The following is a 22,894-nucleotide window of genomic DNA, read 5'->3' as shown; positions in this document are numbered from 1 at the left end:
ACCTACCCGGCGTCGCGCTCGGCTTGCTCGGCCCGACGACGCAGGCGCCTCGCCGCCGCGACCATGTTGCGCAGCGAAGGCTCGAGCTGCCAGGGATGGCGGGTTTTGAGGCCGCCGTCCGGGTTGGCCCACAAACGATCGAGTGAGATCGATTCGCTTGCCTCCGTAAGCAATTCGTCGAGCTCGTCGATGTCGGGGATCCGAGCCGAACGAGATTCGTACACACCGGGGCCGACGCCGTGTGTGAGCGCGCCTTCCTTGAGTGCTTCGAGAACCCACGTGATGGAGCGGGTCGCGACGATAGCCGTCACATCGGCGTCCAACCGTTCGATGGCGTCGACCACCGACGACCGAGCGGAGTACGTCAGATGTGTGTGGATCTGTGTTTCCGGCTTCGCTCCACCTGTTGCCAGACGGAACGCGTCGACGGCCCACTCCAGGTAGGCCTCCCGGCCGTCCTCACGCAGTGGCAGCAGTTCACGAATTGCCGGCTCGTCCACCTGGATGATGGCGATTCCGGCGGCTTCGAGATCCGCGATTTCGTCTCGAATGACAAGTGCCAGTTGCTCTGCCGTTTCGTAGAGCGGCTGATCCTGACGAACGAACGAACGAGCAATCATGGTGACCGGACCCGTCAGCATGCCCTTGACCGGCTTGTCGGTCAACGACTGCGCGTACGCGATCCACTCGACCGTCATCGGCTTCGGACGTGCGATGTCGCCGTAGAGAATCGGCGGACGCGTGCAACGAGATCCGTAGGCCTGAACCCAACCGTTGTGCGTGAAGGCATAGCCCTCGAGCAGTTCGGCGAAGTACTGGACCATGTCGTTGCGCTCGTGCTCGCCGTGCACGAAAACATCGAGACCGATGTCCTCTTGCAGACGGATTGTGCGCTCGATCTCTTCCTGGATGCGCTTGTAGTAGTCGTCCCACTCCAAACGGCCCTGGCCGAGTTCGTAACGAGCCTGGCGAATCGCGTCGGTCTGCGGGAACGAACCCAGTGTCTGGGCCGGAACCAAAGGCAGGTTCAACCGTTCCTGCTGAGCTTTACGACGCTCCTCGTACGGTGCGCGCACACGATCTTCGGGCTTGATCGCGTTGACCCGAGCACGGACAGCGTGCTTGAGCTTGAAGTGCACCTTCGTCGGACGCTTACGCCACTTGTCCGAAGGACCTTCGGTGAGCGCCTTCGCCAGTGAGACGACCTCGCCGACCTTCTGCTTCGCAAAAGCCAGACGGTCTGCAACGTCTCCCGGAATGTCGTACTCGGAGAGCACGTCGTACGGCACGTGTAGCAGCGACGACGACGTGGAGACGACGAGGTCAGGTACAACGTCCTTGAGTTCGTTCAGGTACGTCAAGGTGTTGAACCGGTCGACGCGCCAGACGTTGCGACCGTCGACGACGCCCGCGTAGATGCGCTTGCGCTTGATGTTCGGCACCGCGGCCAGTTCCTCGGCCGTGATCTTGCCGTGCACCAAGTCCAGACCGAAGGCCTCGATCTTGGTGGGCGCCAAGATATTGAGGGCTTCGCCGAACTTGCCGTACGGACCGGTCACCAACAGACGCGGGCGCAGCGGAGCCGTCGACAGCTTCTCGTATGCACGCCCCAGAGCGGCGAGTTCCTCGGCGGTGCGGTCCTCGGTCACCGAAGGCTCGTCCAATTGAACACAGGTGGCACCGGCCTTGGCGAGCTGCTCGAAGAGCTTCTCGTACTCGGGCAGAAGCGAGTCCAACAGGTCGAGTGGGGTGAAGTTCGGATCGGACTTCTCGGTGGCCGGCCCGACCTTCGAGAGCAGGAGCAGCGAAACCGGTCCCATGATGACGGGGCGCAATTCGATGCCGCGCGCCTTCGCACGGTCGAACTCGTCGAGAAGTGCCTCCGAGTTGAGCGAGAACACGGTGTTCGCGTCGATCTCGGGCTGACGGTAGTAGTAGTTCGTGCCGAAGAAGCGCACCAGCTCGAGAGGCGGGAAGTCCGGGCGACCGCGTGCCATCGTGAAGTAGAAATCGAGCGGATCGAGGGCGCCCTCGAGCGGCTTGAACCGCTCCGGCACTGCGCCGAAGAGCAGCGCATTGTCGAGCACATGATCGTAGAAGGAGAAAGTGTTGCCCGGAACCTGGCTCAATCCCGTCGCAGCCAATTCACTCCAGGTCGATTCCTGGAGTTCCTTGGCGACCGCGAGAAGTGCGTCCTTGTCCGAAGTGCCGTGCCAGTAGGACTCGAGGGCGCGCTTGAGCTCACGGCGCGGCCCGATGCGCGGATACCCCAGGACGCTGGAGCCGAATGCTGCAGTGCTGCTGGACATGCGGTCGACCTTTCTAACCGAGGGGCGCGAGCGCCCTGTGCGCGCTTATGGAGTCTCTACACTCCACAAACGCGCACAGGGGGCTGTGGGCCTTAGCTTGCCTGCTTGGTGGAGCGACCGTTGTCGGCGTATTCGTAGAAGCCCGCGCCGGACTTCTTGCCGGTCAATCCGGCTTCGACCATACGCAGGAGCAGCGGCGGAGCGGAGTACAGCGGCTCCTTGAACTCTTCGTACATTGAGTCGGCGATGGACTTGACCGTGTCGAGTCCGACCAGGTCGGTCAGAGCCAGCGGGCCCATGGGGTGCGCGAGGCCGAGAACGGTTGCCTTGTCGATGTCTTCCTTGGTCGCGAATCCCGACTCGACCATGCGGATCGCCGAGAGCAGGTACGGCACCAGGAGTGCATTGACGACGAAGCCGGAGCGGTCGGCACTGCGGACGACCTGCTTGCCGAGGATGTCGCTGGCGAAAGCCTCGGCGCGCTGCGAGACGGAGGCACTGGTCTTGAGCGTCGTCACCAATTCGACGAGCGGCAGAACCGGAACCGGGTTGAAGAAGTGCATACCGATGACTCGCTCGGGACGCTTGGTCGAGATGCCGAGCTTCATGATCGGGATCGACGACGTGTTGGACGCGAGAACCGCATCCGGGTCCGTCACGACCGCGTCGAGCTCGGCGAAGATTTCGCTCTTGATCTTCTCGTCTTCGACGACGGCCTCCACGACGAGCTGGCGGTCCGCGAAATCTCCCAGATCGGAGGTGAAACGCAGACGCCATGCGGCCTGCTCACGCTCACGTTCTGTGATCTTTCCGCTGCTCACGCCGCGGTCGAGCGAACGCAGGATGCGTGAACGCCCGGCTGCTGCAAGCTCGCGAGTCTGCTCGAAGACCAGAACATCGACATGTGCGCGGGCGCACACCTCGGCGATTCCGGCACCCATGATTCCGGCGCCGATAACGCCGACGCGCTGAATTTTTTCGCTGGTCACGTCAGCTCCTTGTTTGTCTCGTGGAGTTTGTCTGGTGAAGATGTTGCAAGAGAAGCACTTCGAACTGCGTCGACACTGGTGGCCGACGCAATCGGAACTGCCCTGAAGACGAGTGAAGTAGTGCGGTGATACAAGCAGGGGAGAGACCCGAAGCCGAGCCTCTCCCCCACCCGAAGTCAGTTCTTAGTGGAACTGTCCCTCTTCGGTGGAGCCCTTGAGAGCTGCCGTCGAGGTGTTGGGGTCAACGGTGGTGGCGATGGTGTCGAAGTAGCCGGCGCCAACCTCACGCTGGTGCTTGATGGCGGTGAAGCCACGCTCTTCGGCAGCCTTGAACTCGCGCTCCTGCAGGTCGACGAATGCCGTCATGCCTTCGCGGGCGTAGCCGTAGGCCAGGTCGAACATGCCGTAGTTGAGCGAGTGGAAGCCGGCCAGCGTGATGAACTGGAACTTGAAGCCCATTGCGCCGAGCTCCTTCTGGAACTTCGCGATGGTCGCGTCGTCCAGGTGCGCCTTCCAGTTGAAGGAAGGGGAGCAGTTGTAGGCCAGGAGCTGGTCCGGGAATTCGCTGCGAACGGACTCGGCGAACTTCTTTGCAACCTCGAGATCCGGCACGCCGGTCTCCATCCAGATGAGGTCTGCGTACGGTGCGTAAGCCTTGGCGCGAGCGATGCAGGGCTCGATGCCGTTCTTGACGCCGTAGAAGCCTTCAGCCGTGCGGGTTCCGTCGAGGAACGGGCGGTCACGCTCGTCCACGTCGGAGGTGATGAGGGTTGCAGCCTCAGCGTCGGTGCGGGCGATGATGACGGACGGAACGTCCGCAACGTCGGAAGCCAGGCGAGCCGAGGTCAGGGTGCGGATGTGCTGCTGCGTGGGGATGAGCACCTTGCCGCCGAGGTGGCCGCACTTCTTCTCCGAAGCGAGCTGATCCTCCCAGTGGACACCGGCAGCGCCGGCGCCGATCATGGCCTTCTGGAGCTCGTAAGCGTTGAGAGCGCCACCGAAGCCGGCTTCGGCGTCGGCAACGATCGGAGCGAGCCAGTTGCTGACGGAGGTGTCACCCTCGGTCTTGGCGATCTCGTCGGCGCGCAGCAGTGCGTTGTTGATGCGACGAACGACGGTCGGAACCGAGTTGGCCGGGTAGAGGCTCTGGTCCGGGTACGTGTGGCCCGAGAGGTTAGCGTCGCCGGCAACCTGCCAACCGGAGAGGTAGATGGCCTTCAGGCCGGCGCGAACCTGCTGCACAGCCATGTTGCCGGTAAGTGCACCGAGGGAGTTGATGTAGTCCTCGTTGTTCACGAGATCCCACAGGATCTCGGATCCGCGACGAGCGAGGGTCTGCTCCTCGACGACGGTGCCCTGGAGCTTGACGACCTGATCGGCCGTGTAGTTACGAGTAACGCCCTTCCAGCGAGGGTTGGTGTCCCAATCCTGCTGGAGCTCAGCTGCGGTCTTCGGGGTGCCGGTGGTCGACATCAAGACTCCATCTCTTTGATCTGCTGGTCCGGCCTGTTGTGAGCAGTACGTGCGTACTACTTCACATACTTGCCAGGCCCTTCTTGTGTACTTACCGAGAATGGCACATCGAAAAAGTGCCGTCTACCTGTTGCTAATGCCAATCTTCGCTACCTTTTCAACACACTTTGCTAAGTCTGTGAAGATTCCTACACCGTCGACACTGCCCAATCGGACAGGTTCCGTACTCGCGAGTAGCAAAGAAACCGCAGGCTGTGAACGAAATGCACACAACTCCGCCGCTTGCGAATTCCGGCAGTTCACGCGGCACTCGGAACAGGCCCGTCCGCTACTTCGGAGCCAACTTCACTACCTGCAAGTGACCGCAATCACTCCGCGTCACGAGCCCTCACTCGGACAATTCCGGGAACTACCCCTCGGAAAGCCACAGACAACCCGTTCGCCAGCCATATGCTGTCGAACCATGACTTGTCGTTCGACGCCCTCGACACCACCGACCGGGCGATAAAGCTGTGTCGAACAACTACCCGCAGCCATCGAACAACCAGGCATGGTCGCAATCCGGTCCGCAACCGCCGCAGTTGGGATATCGAGCCGCCCCACAGTCCTATCCCCCACCGCAAGGGTTCCCACCAGGCCCACCGCGTGGGAACCCTCCGCCACGGCGACCCGGCTGGGTGATTCCGCTAGCTGTCATCGGTGTCGTCACAGTGTTGGTGCTCTTCGGCGGGCTTGCATGGGTTCTCTGGCCGAAGGACGTTCCCAGTTCTGCCGCCGGTGGCGCCGCCCACACCACCGCCGCCACGAACACACCCGGCACCACGACAACCGCTCCCAGCACGACATCCCCGACGACCACACACGCCGCGAACTTCCCGGCAGGTGCGGCCGCCTGCCCCGGTGGGCAGGCGGCCGGAAGTTACAAGGAGTCCGCGACCAGTGGTGGCAAAACTTCGTGCGAGTTCGCCGAGGCAGTTCGGATGGCCTACGGAAACTCCGGTGCCGCGGGTACATCCAGGACCGTGTCCGCACGTAGTCCGGTGACCGGCAAGGAGTACACGATGGCGTGCAAGGCGGCCTCCGGCATCGTCACCTGCACCGGCGGTGACAACGCGGTTGTGTACTTGCGCTGACGGGCGCACTTGCGGCATCGGCAACCCGGTGCGTGTCGTTCCAGTGTCGCACTGACGGATCCTCCGATAGCGTGACCGCATGCCTCTGTACGAGTTTCGCTGTACCGGCTGCGGCCCGCTCGAGCGGTCGTTCGCGATGGCCGAAGTGCCCCAGTCGATTACTTGCCCCCAGTGCAGTCTCGAGTCCAAGCGGGTGGTCTCGTCTCCCCGGTTGAGTCACGCGTCGTCGGCCGCGATGGGTCTACTGGACAGCACTGCCCGATCAGCGCACGAGCCTGCCGTGGTCAGTGGGTCACTACCGGGCCGCGGCCAGCGATCTGCCCCGACGACGTCCAATCCGTTGCACCGCAAGCTACCTCGCCCCTGAGCGAAATCTTCGCGAGTCCCGACCCGACACGAAAGTACTGCCGCCACGAGTTTTCCGTTTCGTCGAGAATGAGGAGTGCATATGCCTGAACTGCTGTTTCCACTCGATTCCGCCAAGAAATTCACCGACCAGGCAATCGTCGGCCACAATCGGTGGCACCCGGACATCCCCGCGGCGGTGACGGTGAAACCCGGTGACTCGTTTCGTGTCCATTGCCGCGAATGGTTCGACGGCGCCATCCACAACGACGACTCGGCCGACGACATTCTCAATGCACCGCTGACGACTGTCCACACGCTGTCCGGCCCCTTTGCCGTCGAAGGCGCAAAGCCCGGCGACCTCTTGATCGTCGACATCTTGGACATCGGGCCTATCCCCCAAGAGGATTCGGGTCCGTTGGCCGGTCAAGGCTGGGGTTACACCGGCATCTTCCCACGGAACAACGGCGGCGGCTTCCTCACCGAACAGTTCCCCGACGCGTACAAGGCCGTCTGGGACTTCTCCGGGCAAACGGCGACGTCGCGCCACATTCCGCACGTCTCGTTCACGGGCATCGTCCACCCGGGACTCATGGGCACGGCTCCGTCGGCAGCCTTGCTCGCCAAGTGGAATGCCCGCGAGGGTGCCCTCATCGCCACCGATCCCAACCGGGTTCCCCCGCTTGCACTTCCGCCCGAGCCCCGTGATGCAGTACTGGGTACCTTGACCGGCGACGAGTACACACGCGTCGCCGGCGAGGCAGCGCGCACCGCTCCCCCGCGCGAGAACGGCGGAAACCAGGACATCAAGAACCTCACCAAGGGCAGCCGAATCTTCTATCCGGTATTCGTGGACGGCGCGAATCTGTCGGTGGGCGATCTCCACTTCTCCCAGGGCGACGGTGAGATCACATTCTGCGGCGCCATCGAAATGGGCGGCTTCATCGATCTTCGTGTGGACATCATCAAAGGCGGCATGGATACCTACGGCGTTTCCGAGAACGCCATCTTCATGCCGGGCAACACGGATCCGCAGTATTCCGAGTGGCTTGCGTTCTCGGGCACTTCCGTCACGCTCGACGGCGAGCAGAAGTACCTGGATTCACATCTGTCGTACCAGCGTGCGTGCCTGCATGCGATCGAGTACCTGACCAAGTTCGGGTACGCGCCCGAGCAGGCGTACCTGCTGCTGGGTGCGGCGCCGATCGAGGGCCGTCTGTCGGGCGTCGTGGATATCCCGAACTCGTGTTCGACGGTGTATCTCCCGACTGCGATCTTCGACTTCCCCCTCGCTCCGTCTTCGAGCGGACCGTTCCAGATCGATCCCGGAATCGGCGCCCCGCGTTCGGAGAACAAGGTTTAGGCCTCCGGCCCGTGAGTGGTTAAGGAGTGCCAGGACTCCTTAACCACTCACGGGGGCGGAGCCCTTGTGCGAAGTCTGCGAACCCACCTTTGCGAAGCCGGGCCGTCACTCGTATCCTGGGGAAATGTCGAAAACCTTTGTCGGTGTCCGGCTCCGCCAACTGCGGACCGAGCGCGGGTTGAGCCAGGCTTCGCTGGCCAAGACGCTGGAGATCTCGGCAAGCTATCTCAATCAGATCGAGCACGACGTACGGCCACTCACAGTGCCGGTCCTCCTGCGAATCAGTGAAGTGTTCGGTGTCGACACCACCTTCTTCTCCCCGCAGGACGACACACGTTTGATCGCAGAAATGCGCGAGGTCGCTCTCGATCAGGAGATGGGCATCGACGCCGACGCCCACGAAATCGCGGAGATGGTCTCCACCCACCCCGGCCTCGCCAAGGCGATGGTGAACATGCATCGCCGCTTCCGCAACACGACGGCGCAGCTCGCCGCAGCGACGGAGGACCGATTCTCGGACGGCAGCGGCAGCGGTTCGATCACCATGCCGCACGAGGAAGTGCGCGACTACTTCTATCAGCGGCAGAACTACATTCACGATCTCGACACCGCGGCCGAAGAACTCACTGCCCGGATGCGCTTTCACCGCGGCGACGTCGCCGGCGAGATCGCCAGACGCCTCGAGACCGTCCACGGCGTGCAGATCGTTCGACGAGTCGACCTGGGCGAGAACATACTTCATCGATACGACCCGGACACCAGAGTCCTGGAAATCTCCGCGAGGCTCTCCGGCGGGCAACAGGTCTTCAAGTTTGCGACGGAACTCGCCTATCTCGAGCACGGCGACCTGCTCGACTCGTTGGTGGCCGAGGGCAACTTCACCAGCGAAGCGTCGGTCTCCCTGGCGCGACTTGGATTGGCCAACTACTTCGCGGCGGCCACCGTGCTCCCCTACAGCCAGTTCCACGACGTCGCCGAGGACTTCCGGTACGACATCGAGCGCATGTCCGCCTTCTATTCCGCGAGCTACGAGACGATCTGCCACCGCCTCTCGACCCTGCAGCGCCCCAAACTTCGCGGGGTTCCGTTCATGTTCGTACGTGTCGACCGGGCCGGAAACATGTCGAAGCGTCAGTCCGCCACCGGCTTCCACTTCTCCACCAGCGGCGGTACGTGCCCGCTGTGGAACGTCTACGAGACGTTCTCCTATCCGGGCAAGATCATGCCCCAGATCGCACAGATGCCCGACGGCCGCCGATACCTCTGGGTTGCGCGCACGGTCGAACGTCGAGCGGCTCGATACGGACAGCCCGCAAAGATCTTCGCCATCGGATTGGGATGCGAGATTCGACACGCGCACCGGCTCGTCTACAGCGACGGTCTGGATCTGGACGAGTCGAATCCGGGAACGCCGATCGGCTCGGGCTGCCGCGTCTGCGAACGCCTCAACTGTCCGCAGCGTGCCTTCCCTCCGTTGGGCAAAGACCTCGACATCAGCGAGCACCGGAGTTCGATTTCGCCTTACGTGATTCGCTGAGCGCACTAACGCACGTGGTTGCGAAAGAACGCGACTGTGCGATCGAACGCGATCATCCCGTCCACGGTATCGAGGTCGAACTGATATTCGTGGTCCAGCGCAGGCTCGTGATCGTCGGGGTAGAACAGTGCGTCGACTTCGACGCCGAGATCGGCGAGCCGTTGCGCCATGGGTTTCGACTGACTGGCGGTCAGCGGGTCGATGTTTCCGCCGGTGATGAACGTCGCGGGAAAGGTCGAGGTCACATGCCCGAGTGTCGACATCTGACCCACTGCAGTCGACCCGTCGAAGTCCCTCGTTCCGAGGTATCCCCACAACGATTGCTTGTCGACGCCCCAACCGAGGTACTTCCCCTGTGACAGCAGCGGTTTCAGATCGAACACCCCGCAGTCGAGGACGACTCCACGTATCTGTTCGGGGCGTAGTGCCGGTTCAATCCCCATCTGCGACGCGTAGTCAGGGCTGGTCATGACGGTAGCCAACTGACTGGACAATTGCGCGCCTGCCGAATCTCCCGCAAGGAAGAGATTGTTCGAATCGACATGCAGCCTGTCCGCATTGCTCGAGAGATATCGATACGCGTCGTTCAGCTGATTCACGGCGGTGGGGTAATACGCATTCGGCCCCAGTGAGTAGTCCACCGAAACTACGGTGAACCCTTGATCTGCCAGCAGTTTGTAGTAACCGGACGCATCGGTTCGCGAACCTGAAATCCAGCCACCGCCGTGTATCCAGATCACCGTCGGCAGCGGAGAAGTGGACTCCGACGGGTAGTACACGTCGAGTTGCGCATCGGCGTCGCCGTCGCGATACGACTGTTCGAGGACCGAGACGATTCCTGATGGCGCGTGCCTGTCGAGTTGTGCGTGAGTCGCTTCGGAGCCACCCGCCGACATCCACCGTACGAGGAGAACTCCCGGCCACGGACTGACGAGTGCCGCGGTTACCCCGGACAGCAGAATGACGACGAATACCGCCGCGATTCCGACAATGCGCCTTCGCCGTCTGTCGGGGGAAGACGCGCGCACAACAACTCCTGGGGTCGGATCGGATTCACCCAGGCTAGACCAAAAGGACTAGTCGAGAATTACCCGGCAACACACCCGCGGCGCTTTGTCTGAAATGACCATTTCTTTAGCGTCTCAGCATCATCCGACAACTAGCGGGTATGTGCGTCGAGAAACTGAACCGTGCGATCGAGTGCAGTGAGACCGTCGGCATTGTCCAGATCGAACTGATACTCGTGACCGAGCGCCGGAACGTGATCGGCCGGATAGAACAGTGTGTCGACCCCAACTCCCAACCCCGTCAATTTGTCAGCCAACGGTTTCGACTGAGAATCTGTCAAAGGATCCGCGTTGCCGCCGCTGACGTAGACAGGCGGAAATCGATCGGTGACGTAGTTCAAGGTCGACATCTGATCCGCCGCTTCGGTACTCATGAAGTCGCGCACCCCGGTATACGCCCAGAGGGACCGATCAACTCCCCAGCCGATGATGCCTGGCCCGCCGACCATGTTCCCGACGTCGTAGATGCCACAGTTGAGGACTACTCCGCGCAACTGATCCGGCCGCAGCGACGGGTTCACGCCCACTCGGTCCGCATATGCGGGATCAGTGATGAGAGCGGCGAGCTGACTCGTGAGTTGCGCTCCCGCAGAATCACCGGCGAGAACAATCTTCGTCGGATCAACATGCAGTCGTTCCGCATTCGCGACGACGTACGCGTGCGCGTCGTTGAGCTGCCGCACCGCGGTCGGATAGTTGTGCTCGGGTCCGAGTGAGTAGTCCAGGGACACAACGGTGTAGCCACGAGAGGCCAGCAACTCGTAGTACGGCGCGTAGTTGGACTTGCTTCCCGAGATCCAGGCACCGCCATGAGTCCAGATCACCGTAGGCAATGCGGTCGTCGTCGCCGCGGGAAAGTAGACATCCAGGTATGCGTCGTCGTCATCGGCGCGGTACTGCTGGTCCTTGATCGAGTCGACACCATCCGGAGCGTGCTTCTCCAGCGCCTCGGTGACTTTCACGGCGTCACGATCGAAGACCCAGCGCACGGTGAGCGCGCCGGGTCTCGGGCTGAGCACAAAGGCCAGAACCACGGCGCCGACAAGGACGATCAGGATCCCGAGCGTTAACAGTGCTCGCTTGCGCCATCGGTGCGGTGAAGGGTTCGTCATCGGGTTTCCTTCACTCTCGGCACAATGTCCGGATCAGCGTAACGCGAAGCCGGTACTGCCAGGCGCGATCAGCCGAGTTCAGCGATCCGCCGCTGCGCGAGTGCCTTGACTTCGCCCTTGGCTACTTTGCCGCCTGCCGCCATCGGCAATTCGGCGACCGTCATCACGTACTCGGGTATGTACTCGCGGGTCACTCCTCGGCTCTGCAGCCAGGCGGTCAGGTCCTCCGAACTCAGATCGTCATCGGCGGATACGACGACCGCACAGACCTTCTCACCGAACAGCGGATCGTCGACCCCGACCACGGCGACCAGTTCTACCGAAGGATGCGCGCGCACGTACTCCTCGACTTCGACCGCGGAGATGTTCTTGCCGCCTCGAATGATGATGTCGGCCTTGCGCCCCACCACCCGCACCCGCCCGGTCTCGTCGATCTCGACGATGTCGCCGAGAAGCATCCAACCGCCGTCGGTGTACAACTCGTCGTTTGCATGGACGTCGCCCCAATAGCCCTGACACATCAGCGGTCCGTTGACCCCAGGCTGACCACGACGGACCGAGCCCGTCACTTCCTTTGCAGCGTCGTCGAATACACGAACTTGCATACGATCGATGACGTGGCCACACGTCTTCAGTCGGGTATCGGAATCGTCCGCAACCGTCGTCACCGAGACCGCGCCGGTTTCGTTCGAGCCGTAGAACTGCAGAACCGCAGCTCCGGTGCGTTGTTCGAAGGCCAGTGCCTCCGAATACGGCACGGCTTCACCACCGGTGAACATGAAACGAAGTGACGAGAGATCGGCGGATTCCGCGGCCTCCGAACGCAACAGCATCTTGAATTGTGTACTCACACAATTCAAAGCGGTAACCCGTTCGCGCTCGATCAACTCGATCATCACCGAAACGTCGAAGCGTTCCATGACGACATTACGAGCACCGAGTAGCGCCGGCAGGAAATGCGAAGTCCAGAGGCCGAATCCAAAAGGCGCCGGAACCCCGCCGAGGAACACCTCATCCGGACCGATCGCCGCCGCCTCGGCGGCAATCTCGGAGAAACCAACCCAACGATCCTCGGTTTGTGTGACCAGTTTGGGCAGGCCCGTCGTGCCGGAGGTCGAGTTCAGCATCGAAACGGCTGACGTGACAAAACACGGACTGGTTGCGGGGAACTGCTTTAGCTCGACCGGCAACGAGGTGAGTTCGCCGTGTGCGCTCACGCGTTCGAAACTCACGTCGGCGCGTTCGTCGGCGAAGACGACGTCCAGTCCGGGATGCTCTGCCCGCAGACTCGCGACGAGTTCGGCGGTATCGACGCCTCGCAGCGTGCGAGTGGTGACGAGTACGGAGGCTTCCGAGCGGGCGATCAGATGAGAGATCTCGCGAATGCCCGAGCGCGAACCGATTCCGACGGCGACGCGGCCGGTACGAAATGCTGCGCAGAGAGCCGCATGGAATACAGCGGTGTCGGGAAGCAACACGGCAACATGTCCGTACCCCTCACCAGCTAGATCCAGCGCCGACGCGATCGCATCGGCAGCCGCGTCGTACTGTTTCCACGACACCCTCGATTCCGGAGTGACAAAGGCGGTTTCGTCCGGGATGGTCTCAGACCAATGCCTGACCATTTCGCTGATGCTGACGCCGGCGAACCGGTCCGGATTCGTGGCGAATTCACCGACGGTGAAGTCGAGTGTCTTCGTTTCAAGCATGATCGTCGATCATCTCCCGTCGGCGCTGAGGACGCCCATCGATTGTTTGTACGCGTTGTCCAGTGTCGCTGCGGAATCGCATTCGCGGACGAGTTCGCCGCGCTGCATGACATATCCGCGGTCGACAACCGATTTCAGTGCAGTAAGTGCCGGTTCCGTCACGATGACGGTCACACCTTCGGCGGCCAGACCCCCGACCAGCGCTCGCAGCTCCGCGACGATTTTCGGTGCCAGTCCTGTCATCATCTCGTCGAGGAGCAGCACCTTCGGGGTTTCCAGAAGGGCCCGCCCCAGAACCAACATCTGCTGCTCACCACCGCTGAGGACCCCGGCATAACTCTCCGAGCGTTCACGCAGGATCGGGAACCTCTCGAAAGCTGTTTCCACGGCTTCGGCTTTCAATCCCAGCAGGTCTGCGCCGACGCGTAGGTTCTCGCGAACGGACATTCGCATGAACAGTTGCCTGCCTTGGGGAACGTAGGCAAATCCGCTGCGGACACGATCCAGTGCCGATAATTTCTGGATCTCTCGACCATCGAATCTGATTGTCCCGGTGGCGGGAACCGAGCCGTAGATGGATCCCGCCAAGCTGGTCTTGCCTGCACCGTTCGGTCCGACGATCGCTGTCACTTCTCCGGCGGGGGCGACAAGGGAGACTTCCCGGACGGCGACAGCGGATCCGTATCGAACTGTGACTCTGTCGAGTTCGAGCATGTCAGGCGCCTTCCTCGTATTCGGAACCGAAATAGACTTCTCGCATCGCGTCGCTGGCCAAGCACTCCTGCGGTGGTCCGTAGAACGCCACTGATCCGAAATTGAGCAGCACGATCTTGGTGGCGAGCGCCGCGATGAGATCGACGTTGTGATCGACCAGGACTACTCCTTTGCCCTGCGCGGCAATCGATCGCACGGCACCGGAGATGGCCGCGATGCCGTCGTGATCCGCGCCGGCAAACGGTTCGTCCAACAGGAGAACATCGGGTTCGGTCGCCATCGCCCGCGCCACCTCGACCAGACGCTGCGCGCCCAAACTGAGATCCCCGCAAGCACTCTCGACGTCGGTGACCGAGTATCGCGCAGCGATCTCCCGGGCCCGCTGCGCTGTCCGGTCCCAGTTCTCGAAAGGACCTTTGATCGCCCACCACAGCGAGTGCAGCGGTGAGGTGATCTTGTGCCCGTACAGTCCCGGGATGATGTTGTCGACGGCGTCGAGTTCCGCCGCGAGCTGCGGATGTTGAAACGTGCGCGAGAGCCCTTGCCGTGCACGGCGCTCCGACGGCCCGGTCAAGGGAGCACCGGCGAGCGCGACGGTTCCGGAGTCTGCTTGCTGGGTGCCGAAGATGCAGTCCACGAGTGTGGTCTTGCCTGCCCCGTTCGGGCCGACCAGGCCGATCACCTCTCCCGGTCCGACGCTGAACGAGACATCGTCGACAGCGCGGACGCCGCCGTAGGACTTGTGGAGCCCGCTCACTTCGAGTAGCCGCGTCATCGAATGCCACGCTCCTTGTACAGACGGTTCATTCGACCGAGAACGTTCTGACTCCACCCGATCACCCCACCAGGCGCGACGATGAGGATCACCAGGACGGCTCCGGCAAGCAGGAGTTCGCCGCTTCCCTGGTAGCCGGGCATGTTCAGCGTCACGATCACCACGATCAACGCACCGAGCGGAGCACCCCACGCCGAACCGCGACCGCCGATGATCGGCATGAAGATTGCGAGGAAAACAATACTGAGAGTGAAGGTTTCAGGGGTGACAGCTTGCACCGACACGGTGAACAGCGATCCGCCGGTCGACGCGATCGCGGCACCGATCGCCAGCGCCACGACGGTCAGGTGCGCAGGATTGACGCCGGAAGACCGTGCGACATTGCGATTGTCGCGGGCAGCTTGCAACATCAGCCCCCACACCGATTTCCGGAGTCGATCGACAGCGACCGCGATCAGACACACGAACAAGATCGCGAACACGACCAATGCGTAGCGCGGTGGCTCCCAGCCGAACATCGTCACAGTCTCGACGCCCGAGATCCCGGCCGACCCGCCGGTGAAACTCGGCCCGTCGATCAACCAGTGCTCGAAAGCGATACCGAACAACAAGGTCACCGCGGCAAGGTAGAAGCCGGAGAGTTTCTGCGTTGCCAAGCTGAGGAGTACTGCAACCGCTGCAGCGGCGAGGGCGCCGAGAATCCATCCCCACCACATCGACAACCCGGTCCGAACCGAAATCAGCGCAACGGCATACGCGCCGATCGCCGCGTACGCGCTGTACGCCATCGACAATGATCCCGCGAGCACGAATGGCACGTACATTCCGAGTGCGATCAGCGAATACGTCGCAGCGAGGAACACCAGATCCTGCCGGTACAGACTCGGACCCATCCACAGAAGCACGGCGGCAACCACGGTTACGGTGATCAGCGCTTCTCGTGACACGGCGAGCATTCTCGTCCGGGAACCGCCGGCCGTAGTGGGCGGACGTGACGTCAGCGGACTGGTAGAAAGCGAGGCCATCAGACGCGAACCTTCCTCGAGAGCAAGCCTTCCGGACGGAAAGCGAAGAACACCAGGGCAATCAACAGAATGGCGGTTTGAGCAGCACTCGCACCGAAGTAGTACGGGGCGAATACCTGGACGACGCCCAACACCATTCCGCCGATCAGCGGAGCCCAACTCCGGCCGGTACCACCGATGACGAGTGCGATGAATGCCGTCAGCGTCCATGACAGACCGCTCGTGAACTGAACACCGGCCTTGGGAGCGAACAGAAGTCCGGCGACGGCGGCGATCACGCCCGCGAGGGTGAACGCGATGAGGCGAACCCGATCCACTGGCAAGCCCAGGACGCGGGCGGCATCCGGACTGTCGCCGACGGCGCGAAGCAGACGGCCCGACGTGGACCGGTTCAGCCACAGTCCGATACCGACGAAGATCGCTGCGGTACCGACGACGAGTACAACGGTCGAGCTGTCGACGGTGGCACCGAGCACCGATATCGGATCGAAGTCGAAGATCTTCTGCCCGGGAAGTGGTGTGCGGCCGAAGACGGTGCCGGCGAGCTGCTGGATCCCGAACAGTACTGCCGTCACCGCCACCAACGCCGGTAGTTCACCCCGACCCGAACGCTTCTGAACCTGTTTGACCACAAGCTTTTCCGTCAGGACCGACAGCGCCACCGCCACCGCGGTCCCCAGCGGCATGGCTATCCAGAGAGCGAGCCCGTAATTGATCGCGACCCAACTCGACGCCATGGCCGCAGCCATCGCGTACGGACCCATCGCAAAGTTGAAGAAGTCGGCGCCGACCACCACGAGATACATTCCGAGGGCTATCAGAGAGAAGAAGGCACCGATCTCGATGGCTGCGAGCCACAGTTGTGCATCTGTCATGTCAAGGCTCCTCGGTTATCCGCACGGGGGTTGGTAGGAATCCCACGGATGGGCCGGTTTGTTGTCCTCACCGAATTCGACGAGCACCAGTCCGCAGAGGCTGTCCGGCGCCAGGTGATCCTGAGGGGAAAACGACAGCGTCAATCCGTCCTGGCCGAAGCTCGCGGGAAGTGCCGAAACCTGTTGAAGAGCATCACGAACGGCCGTCCGATCTCGGTGGTCGCCGGCAATCTCGATGGCCTCGGCCAACATCATGACGGCGTCGTACGCCTGAGCGTCGTAGGCGGTCAGTTGATAATCAGACCCCTTCACCGCCTGCACCTTGCTACGCAGTTCGGCGGTTCTCGGGTTGTTCTCACTGAGCGAGCCCATGTACACCATGCCGCTCAACGCCTTCGGGTCTGCCAAAGCCCAAGATGCGGGCTGGTTTCCGATGGAAGCGAGTGAGAAGCGTTGCGTCTGCGGGGTGATCTTCGACAAGGTGTTGTGCGCGAGGATTTCGAAGTGCCCGCCGATACTGGCGACCAGAATCGCGTCCGGTTCGGTTTCCGCGAGACGTGAGACCTGTGCGGTGATGTCCGCGGCATCCACCGGCGCCTTTTCGACGCCCGTCACTCTCGCGCACTTCTCGAGCGCCGGCCGCAGGGTCTTGATGATTCCGTCGATGGATGCACTCGCGTCACCGAGAATTCCCAGAGACTTGTACCCCATCTTCTCGAAAGCCCCGCAGTACACCTGGGCGTACTGCTTCAAGGAGTTCGGAATCATGAACGAGTAGTCGTTGTCGGGCGCCGAGGCGAAGGCGTCGCTGAGAACGACCGGAGCGATCGCGGGAATCTTCGACTGCTGGAGAATCGACTTGGCCTGCAGCACCGACCCGCTGCCGGTGGCGAGGATGACCGCACTGGACCCGTGATCGACCAACTTCCGAATGATCGACGGGGTCTTGGTGGGACTGCTCTCGTCATTCTCGACAACCAATTCGACCTGCTTGCCGTTGATTCCGCCGGCCTGGTTGATCAGGTCGACGGTCATCCGCACGGTCTTTCCGGCGATCGTGCTGTACGACGCACCGGGCCCGGTGGAATCCTCGTCCAAACCGATGACGATGGTGTCTTCAGGAATGACACCGGCAGATGCGCACCCGCTCGCCCCGAGGACCACTGCCGCGCAGACGGCGATCGCCTTTCCGAGTCTCACATCGAACTCCCGTCCAGACTCTGCTTGGTAAATCAAACAAGCGCTTGATTTACGAGTGTGGACAGAAGTATGCACTGGGTCACACCGATAGTCAAAATGCGAACTACATGCGCACGAACTGCGGTGTTACGGCTTCTGCAGCTGCCGGATCGAGGAGCTGAGTTCGCGAATGACGGACTTCAATTCGTCGACATCCGAACGGAGTTCGGCAAGTTCAGAGTCGGGAGATTCGGTCTGCGCTTCCTTCTTCGCCGTGCGCCGCGCAATGCGTGCCACCGGCTCGCCGTCGACGGAACGTGCGGCAAAGCCGTCCAGGAACACAGAAATCAGATTGCGCTGCAGATCTTCGGCCAATTCGGAAAGCTGCGGGCGATACTGCGCGACGGTGGACCAGACGGATTCACGCAGGAGACGGTGAAACTGCTCGGGATCGATGTCTTCCCGAAACTCCCCGTCGGCAACTCCGCGCGTGATGGCCGATCGCCAGTAACTGTGTGCCTTCTGAACCAGAACGGTGATGGGCGCGTCTGCCGGCTGCGACGAAAGTATGGCTTCTCCCTGATACACCTCGGTGGCATACGGGTGATCGACCGCGGAGGCGAAAGACACCGAAACCATCGTGGCCAGGCGATCTCGGGCCGAACCTTCCGGCTCGATCGAGTCCTCGTACCGGACGTTGAGATCTTCGAGGAACCGGACGACGATCTCGTTGGCTATCGCGTCCTTGGAATCGAAGTAGTGATAGAGGCTGCCGGAAAGGATCCCGACTTCGTCGGCGATGTCTCGCACCGTCGTCGCGGCGATTCCCCGCTCACTGAACAGCTTGGCCGCATGAGCGAGTATTTCGTCCCGTCGGGTCGAGCGCACGAGAAGATCCTTCCGACGTTCCGATCGTCAAGCGAGTGCTTGATCAATTTCTCGTCGATGCTAACACCGCACCCTCTCTGACCTGCGGTGTGAGGTCCTGGATACCCAATCGAAACACCGGACACACACTTGTCACCGACAGTCATTCCACCGCAACAACTTCCACCTACTCTGTGCACTCGACGAATACAGCGTTGTATACGCACTCCGGATACAGATCTGTCAGAGCCATTGTCTGCCAGAGCCATCGACACGAAAGGCCCGTACATGCGAACCTTCTCGAAGCGCACCCTTGCCGCGCCGGCCGCTCTCGCCGCGCTGGGCTTGGTTCTCACCGGCTGCGGAAGCAAGGCAACAGACACCGCATCGGGAGATTCGACGGCTACGTCGTGCGTCGACACCTCGGGGGACACGATCAAGGTCGGTTCCCTGAATTCACTCTCGGGCACCATGGCCATCAGTGAAGTGACGGTCCGCGACTCCATCTCGTTGGCGGTGCAGGAGATCAACGATTCCGGCGGTGTGCTGGGCAAGAAGATCCAGATCGTGGCCGAGGACGGCGCGTCGGAGCCGACAGTGTTCGCCGAGAAGGCCGAGAAACTGATCAGCAGCGATTGCGTCGCAGCAGTTTTCGGTGGCTGGACCTCCTCGAGCCGCAAGGCCATGCTGCCCGTGTTCGAGGACAACAACTCGCTGCTCTACTACCCGGTCCAGTACGAGGGACTGGAAGATTCGAAGAACATCTTCTACACGGGTGCAACGACCAACCAGCAGATCATCCCGGCTCTGGATTACCTGAAGGAGAAGGGCGTCAAGTCGCTGTATCTGGTCGGCAGCGACTACGTGTTCCCGCAGACCGCCAACCGCATCATCAAGGCGTACGCGGCAGCAAACGGCATCGAGATCAAGGGCGAGGATTACACGCCTCTGGGTTCGACCGACTTCTCCACCATCGTGAACAAGGTCCGCACTGCCGACGCGGATGCCGTGTTCAACACACTCAACGGCGATTCCAACGTTGCGTTCTTCCGTGAATACTCGAATGTCGGCCTGAAGCCCGCCGACATGCCCGTCGTCTCCGTCTCCATTGCGGAGGAAGAGGTCGGCGGTATCGGAGTCCAGAACGTCGAAGGCCAGCTGACGGCGTGGAACTACTACCAGACCATCGACTCCCCTGAGAACAAGAAATTCGTCGCGGCGTACAAGGCGAAGTTCGGCCAGGACAAGCCGACGTCCGATCCGATGGAAGCGGCATACACCTCCGTCTACCTCTGGAAGAACACCGTCGAGAAGGCCAACTCGTTTGCGGTCAAGGATATTCAGGACAACGCCGACGGTGTGACTTTCCAAGCGCCCGAGGGACTCGTCACCATCGACGGCGACAACCACCACATCACCAAGACTGCTCGGATCGGCGAAATCCGTTCCGACGGACTGATCTACACGGTCTGGGATTCGGGACAGCCGATCGAGCCGGATCCGTACCTGAAGAACTACCCCTGGGCCGAGGGACTCGGCAGCTGATCGACGAAAGGCGGAATTGACGGAATCGACGAGTAGAGAGGTGGAGCGTCTGTCATGGATGTTGTGATCGGGCAGTTGTTCACGGGTTTGAGTATCGGATCGATTCTCCTGTTGGCAGCGTTGGGATTGTCTCTCACGTTCGGGCAGATGGGTGTCATCAACATGGCACACGGCGAGTTCATCATGGCCGGCTCGTACACCGCATACGTAGTGCAGCAGGTGATTTCGAATGCAACGGGATCGTTGATCATTTCTCTGCTCGTCGGTTTCGTCGTCGGCGGACTGATGGGTGTCGTGCTCGAAGTGGTCTTGGTATCGCGGATGTACCACCGCCCCCTCGACACTCTGTTGGTGACATTCGGCGTCGGATTGATCCTTCAGCAATTGGCACGAGACATCTTCGGGGCGCCGGCAGTCAATGTTTCAGCACCGACGTGGCTTTCGGGCGGAGTCGATATTTTCGGCGCGGTGGTACCGAAAACCCGCATCTTCATTCTGGTGTTGGCGATCGCAGCGGTGATCGCGCTTTCGGTCGCACTGAAGCAGTCGTCGATGGGTAGACGCATCCGGGCCGTCGTACAGAATCGCGATCTGGCCGAGACGAGCGGAATCTCTTCTCGTCGTACGGACATCACGACCTTCTTCCTCGGTTCCGGGCTCGCCGGAGTCGCGGGTGTGGCGTTGACGCTCATCGGTTCCACCAGCCCGACCATCGGCCAGTCGTATCTGATCGACGCCTTCCTGGTTGTTGTCGTCGGCGGTCTCGGTCAGATGAAGGGAGCCGTGATCGCAGCCTTCGCCCTCGGCATCTTGAACTCGTTCATCGAGTACTCGACGACGGCGTCGATCGCGAAGGTGATCGTGTTCGTCATCATCGTCGTCTTCCTTCAAGTTCGGCCACAGGGCCTGTTCGCAATCAAGACGAGGAGCCTCGTATGAGCATCCTGAACAACTCCCGAATTCGGGTGTGGGGCGGTTTCGCACTCGCCGCAATCGTGCTGTTCGCCATCGCTCCGGCTGTGCTCTCGGACTTCAGACTGTCACTGTTGGCCAAATTCCTGTGCTTTGCGATAGTCGCTGTCGGCATCGGTTTGGCTTGGGGCAGAGGCGGAATGCTCACGCTCGGCCAGGGCGTGTTCTTCGGAATCGGCGCATACGTGATGGCGATGCACCTCAAGATCGCCGATGCCGAACTCAAGGGCGACGCGGTCCCGGACTTCATGTCCATCGCCGGCAAGACCGAACTTCCGGGATACTGGCAACCGTTCGCCTCGCCATTCGTGGCGATCTTCGCGATCCTTTTCCTGCCGGCCGCTGTTGCCTTTCTGCTCGGGCTCGGTGTGTTCAAGCGGAGAGTCAAGGGCGCGTACTTCGCGATCCTCTCGCAGGCACTCGCCGCGGCTTTCGCGATCCTCTTGATCGGCCAGCAGTCGATCGGTGGCAGCAACGGCCTCAACCGCTTTCGCACGTTCTTCGGTTTCAACCTCAATGATCCGGCGAACAAGCAGATGTTGTTCTTCATCGCCGCCGGAGTTCTTCTCGCATCGGTCGCCCTGATTCGCCAGCTGATGAACTCCCGATACGGCGAACTCCTCGTCGCCGTCCGCGATCAAGAGGAGCGCGTACGTTTCCTCGGATACGATCCGGCGAACATCAAACTGGTCGCCTACGTGACCGCGGCGTTCCTCGCCGGTATCGCCGGCGCGCTGTTCGTTCCGATCGTGGGCATCATCTCCCCCGCCGACGTCGGGATCGTCCCGTCAATCGCCTTCCTCATCGGGGTAGCGATCGGCGGCCGCGCAACGCTTCTCGGCCCGGTACTGGGTGCGATCGGCGTCGCGTGGGCACAGTCGACGTTCTCAGAGAAACTCCCTTCGGGATGGATCTACGCACAAGGGTTGATGTTCATCGTCGTTGTCGGGTTCTTCCCGGCAGGTGTGGCCGGACTGTTCGCCCTGATGCGCCACCGCAAGAAGCGTGAGACCCCGGCCGACCCACCGGTCAAGGTCTCCGAACCCCAACCAGTGGAGGTGTCGTCATGACCAACACAACCGCCACCAGCGAACCCACACCGGCACTGGGCGGCAACGCCGGAATGTCGTCCGAGTACCTCGAAGTACGGAATCTTTCGGTCAGCTTCGACGGTTTCAAGGCCGTCGACGGCGTCGACTTGACCCTCATGCAGGGCGACCTCAGGTTTCTCATCGGCCCGAACGGGGCTGGAAAGACAACGCTGGTCGACGCCATCACCGGACTCGTTCCCGCGACGGGTTCGATCACGAAGTCCGGCGAGCAGCTGCTCGGCAAGAAGGTTCACAAGATCGCCCGTCTCGGCGTCGGACGAACCTTCCAGACGGCAAGCGTCTTCGAAGAGCTCTCGGTACTGCAGAATCTCGATATCGCGGCCGGAGCCGGCCGATCACCGTGGAACCTGCTCAGAAAACGCAAAGGTGTGCTTCCCGAGATCGAAGAGGCTCTGGAGACAACTGGGTTGGAGCACCTCAGGAACACTGCCGCGGGCATCCTGGCGCACGGGCAGAAGCAGTGGCTCGAAATCGGAATGTTGTTGGTACAGAACTGTTCCGTGCTACTGCTCGACGAGCCCGTCGCAGGCATGAGTCTCGAGGAGCGCGAGGAGACCGGAAACCTTCTGCGGCGCATCGGCGGTGCGCGAACCGTCGTCGTGGTCGAGCACGACATGGACTTCATGCGATCCTTCGCCACGTCCGTCACAGTGCTCGCCGCTGGGAAAGTACTCGCCGAAGGAACTGTGGCGGAGGTCCAAGCCGACCCCAAGGTGCAAGAGGTCTACCTCGGCACAGCCGCTGCCGGAACAGATCTCGGCGCCGACACCGAACCGACCCCGGAGGACTGAAT

Annotated in this window: 20 protein-coding genes; 8 read left to right on the top strand and 12 right to left on the bottom strand. The window is 61.7% G+C overall.

Annotated features, from left to right (window positions below):
• Positions 1-2: 2 nt before the first annotated feature.
• From metE to aceA, 3 genes are all read right to left on the bottom strand, one after another.
• Complete coding sequence (metE, locus tag DBV08_RS14930) at positions 3-2,309, bottom strand: 5-methyltetrahydropteroyltriglutamate--homocysteine S-methyltransferase (protein ID WP_070384580.1); 2,307 nt, start codon at positions 2,307-2,309, stop codon at positions 3-5.
• Positions 2,310-2,401: 92 nt separating this feature from the next.
• The gene (locus DBV08_RS14925) at positions 2,402-3,298 is read right to left on the bottom strand and encodes a 3-hydroxybutyryl-CoA dehydrogenase (RefSeq protein WP_003941541.1); all 897 of its coding nucleotides are present in this window, start codon (positions 3,296-3,298) and stop codon (positions 2,402-2,404) included.
• A gap of 183 nt (positions 3,299-3,481) precedes the next feature.
• Complete coding sequence (gene aceA, locus DBV08_RS14920; protein WP_003941533.1) at positions 3,482-4,771, bottom strand: isocitrate lyase; 1,290 nt, start codon at positions 4,769-4,771, stop codon at positions 3,482-3,484.
• A 677-nt stretch (positions 4,772-5,448) separates the two neighbouring features.
• Here aceA and DBV08_RS14915 point away from each other — a divergent pair.
• The 4 genes from DBV08_RS14915 to ramB all read left to right on the top strand — a co-directional run bounded on the left by DBV08_RS14915 (position 5,449) and on the right by ramB (position 9,149).
• Positions 5,449-5,904, top strand: a complete 456-nt coding sequence (locus DBV08_RS14915; protein WP_260395596.1) for a hypothetical protein — start codon at positions 5,449-5,451, stop codon at positions 5,902-5,904.
• 79 nt (positions 5,905-5,983) lie between these two features.
• Complete coding sequence (locus DBV08_RS14910) at positions 5,984-6,271, top strand: FmdB family zinc ribbon protein (protein WP_124567903.1); 288 nt, start codon at positions 5,984-5,986, stop codon at positions 6,269-6,271.
• Positions 6,272-6,352: 81 nt separating this feature from the next.
• A complete protein-coding gene (gene fmdA / locus DBV08_RS14905; protein ID WP_050656695.1) occupies positions 6,353-7,612 on the top strand; it encodes a formamidase in 1,260 nt (419 codons plus the stop codon).
• A gap of 124 nt (positions 7,613-7,736) precedes the next feature.
• Positions 7,737-9,149 carry an acetate metabolism transcriptional regulator RamB gene (gene ramB, locus DBV08_RS14900; protein ID WP_019744436.1) on the top strand — a complete coding sequence of 471 codons (1,413 nt, stop codon included), beginning with the start codon at positions 7,737-7,739 and terminating at the stop codon, positions 9,147-9,149.
• A gap of 5 nt (positions 9,150-9,154) precedes the next feature.
• On the opposite strand, the gene DBV08_RS14895 is transcribed toward ramB, so the two are convergent.
• From DBV08_RS14895 to DBV08_RS14855, 9 genes are all read right to left on the bottom strand, one after another.
• The gene (locus DBV08_RS14895) at positions 9,155-10,177 is read right to left on the bottom strand and encodes an alpha/beta hydrolase (RefSeq protein ID WP_124567902.1); all 1,023 of its coding nucleotides are present in this window, start codon (positions 10,175-10,177) and stop codon (positions 9,155-9,157) included.
• Between the two features lie 131 nt (positions 10,178-10,308).
• Positions 10,309-11,328 (bottom strand): alpha/beta hydrolase, encoded by a 1,020-nt coding sequence (locus tag DBV08_RS14890; RefSeq protein ID WP_124567901.1) that lies wholly within the window; start codon positions 11,326-11,328, stop codon positions 10,309-10,311.
• A gap of 68 nt (positions 11,329-11,396) precedes the next feature.
• Positions 11,397-13,037 carry a class I adenylate-forming enzyme family protein gene (locus tag DBV08_RS14885; protein WP_124567900.1) on the bottom strand — a complete coding sequence of 547 codons (1,641 nt, stop codon included), beginning with the start codon at positions 13,035-13,037 and terminating at the stop codon, positions 11,397-11,399.
• A 9-nt stretch (positions 13,038-13,046) separates the two neighbouring features.
• Positions 13,047-13,751, bottom strand: coding sequence for an ABC transporter ATP-binding protein (locus tag DBV08_RS14880; protein WP_124567899.1), 705 nt, complete (start codon positions 13,749-13,751; stop codon positions 13,047-13,049).
• A 1-nt stretch (position 13,752) separates the two neighbouring features.
• On the bottom strand, positions 13,753-14,526 hold the full coding sequence (locus DBV08_RS14875; RefSeq protein ID WP_029254813.1) for an ABC transporter ATP-binding protein: 774 nt from the start codon (positions 14,524-14,526) through the stop codon (positions 13,753-13,755).
• Positions 14,523-15,551 carry a branched-chain amino acid ABC transporter permease gene (locus DBV08_RS14870; protein ID WP_124567898.1) on the bottom strand — a complete coding sequence of 343 codons (1,029 nt, stop codon included), beginning with the start codon at positions 15,549-15,551 and terminating at the stop codon, positions 14,523-14,525. The genes DBV08_RS14875 and DBV08_RS14870 overlap by 4 nt, the downstream gene beginning before the upstream one ends.
• A complete protein-coding gene (locus DBV08_RS14865; RefSeq protein ID WP_124567897.1) occupies positions 15,551-16,426 on the bottom strand; it encodes a branched-chain amino acid ABC transporter permease in 876 nt (291 codons plus the stop codon). The genes DBV08_RS14870 and DBV08_RS14865 overlap by 1 nt, the downstream gene beginning before the upstream one ends.
• Before the next feature lie 15 nt (positions 16,427-16,441).
• The gene (locus tag DBV08_RS14860) at positions 16,442-17,626 is read right to left on the bottom strand and encodes an ABC transporter substrate-binding protein (protein ID WP_124567896.1); all 1,185 of its coding nucleotides are present in this window, start codon (positions 17,624-17,626) and stop codon (positions 16,442-16,444) included.
• Positions 17,627-17,752: 126 nt separating this feature from the next.
• Positions 17,753-18,493, bottom strand: coding sequence for a TetR/AcrR family transcriptional regulator (locus tag DBV08_RS14855; protein ID WP_124567895.1), 741 nt, complete (start codon positions 18,491-18,493; stop codon positions 17,753-17,755).
• A 267-nt stretch (positions 18,494-18,760) separates the two neighbouring features.
• Here DBV08_RS14855 and urtA point away from each other — a divergent pair, with 267 nt between their 5' ends.
• The 4 genes from urtA to urtD are packed head-to-tail and all read left to right on the top strand — an operon-like array spanning position 18,761 to position 22,892.
• Complete coding sequence (gene urtA / locus DBV08_RS14850) at positions 18,761-20,017, top strand: urea ABC transporter substrate-binding protein (protein ID WP_007735391.1); 1,257 nt, start codon at positions 18,761-18,763, stop codon at positions 20,015-20,017.
• Positions 20,018-20,071: 54 nt separating this feature from the next.
• On the top strand, positions 20,072-20,956 hold the full coding sequence (gene urtB / locus DBV08_RS14845; RefSeq protein WP_124567894.1) for an urea ABC transporter permease subunit UrtB: 885 nt from the start codon (positions 20,072-20,074) through the stop codon (positions 20,954-20,956).
• Positions 20,953-22,059 carry an urea ABC transporter permease subunit UrtC gene (gene urtC / locus DBV08_RS14840; protein WP_124567893.1) on the top strand — a complete coding sequence of 369 codons (1,107 nt, stop codon included), beginning with the start codon at positions 20,953-20,955 and terminating at the stop codon, positions 22,057-22,059. Before urtB ends, urtC begins: the two co-directional genes overlap by 4 nt.
• Positions 22,056-22,892 carry an urea ABC transporter ATP-binding protein UrtD gene (gene urtD / locus DBV08_RS14835; RefSeq protein ID WP_124567892.1) on the top strand — a complete coding sequence of 279 codons (837 nt, stop codon included), beginning with the start codon at positions 22,056-22,058 and terminating at the stop codon, positions 22,890-22,892. The genes urtC and urtD overlap by 4 nt, the downstream gene beginning before the upstream one ends.
• Positions 22,893-22,894: the final 2 nt, after the last annotated feature.

Origin of the sequence: Rhodococcus sp. KBW08 (assembly GCF_003852455.1) — a bacterium.
Lineage (GTDB): Bacteria > Actinomycetota > Actinomycetes > Mycobacteriales > Mycobacteriaceae > Rhodococcus_F > Rhodococcus_F baikonurensis.
This window is presented reverse-complemented; position numbering and strand designations above follow the sequence as displayed.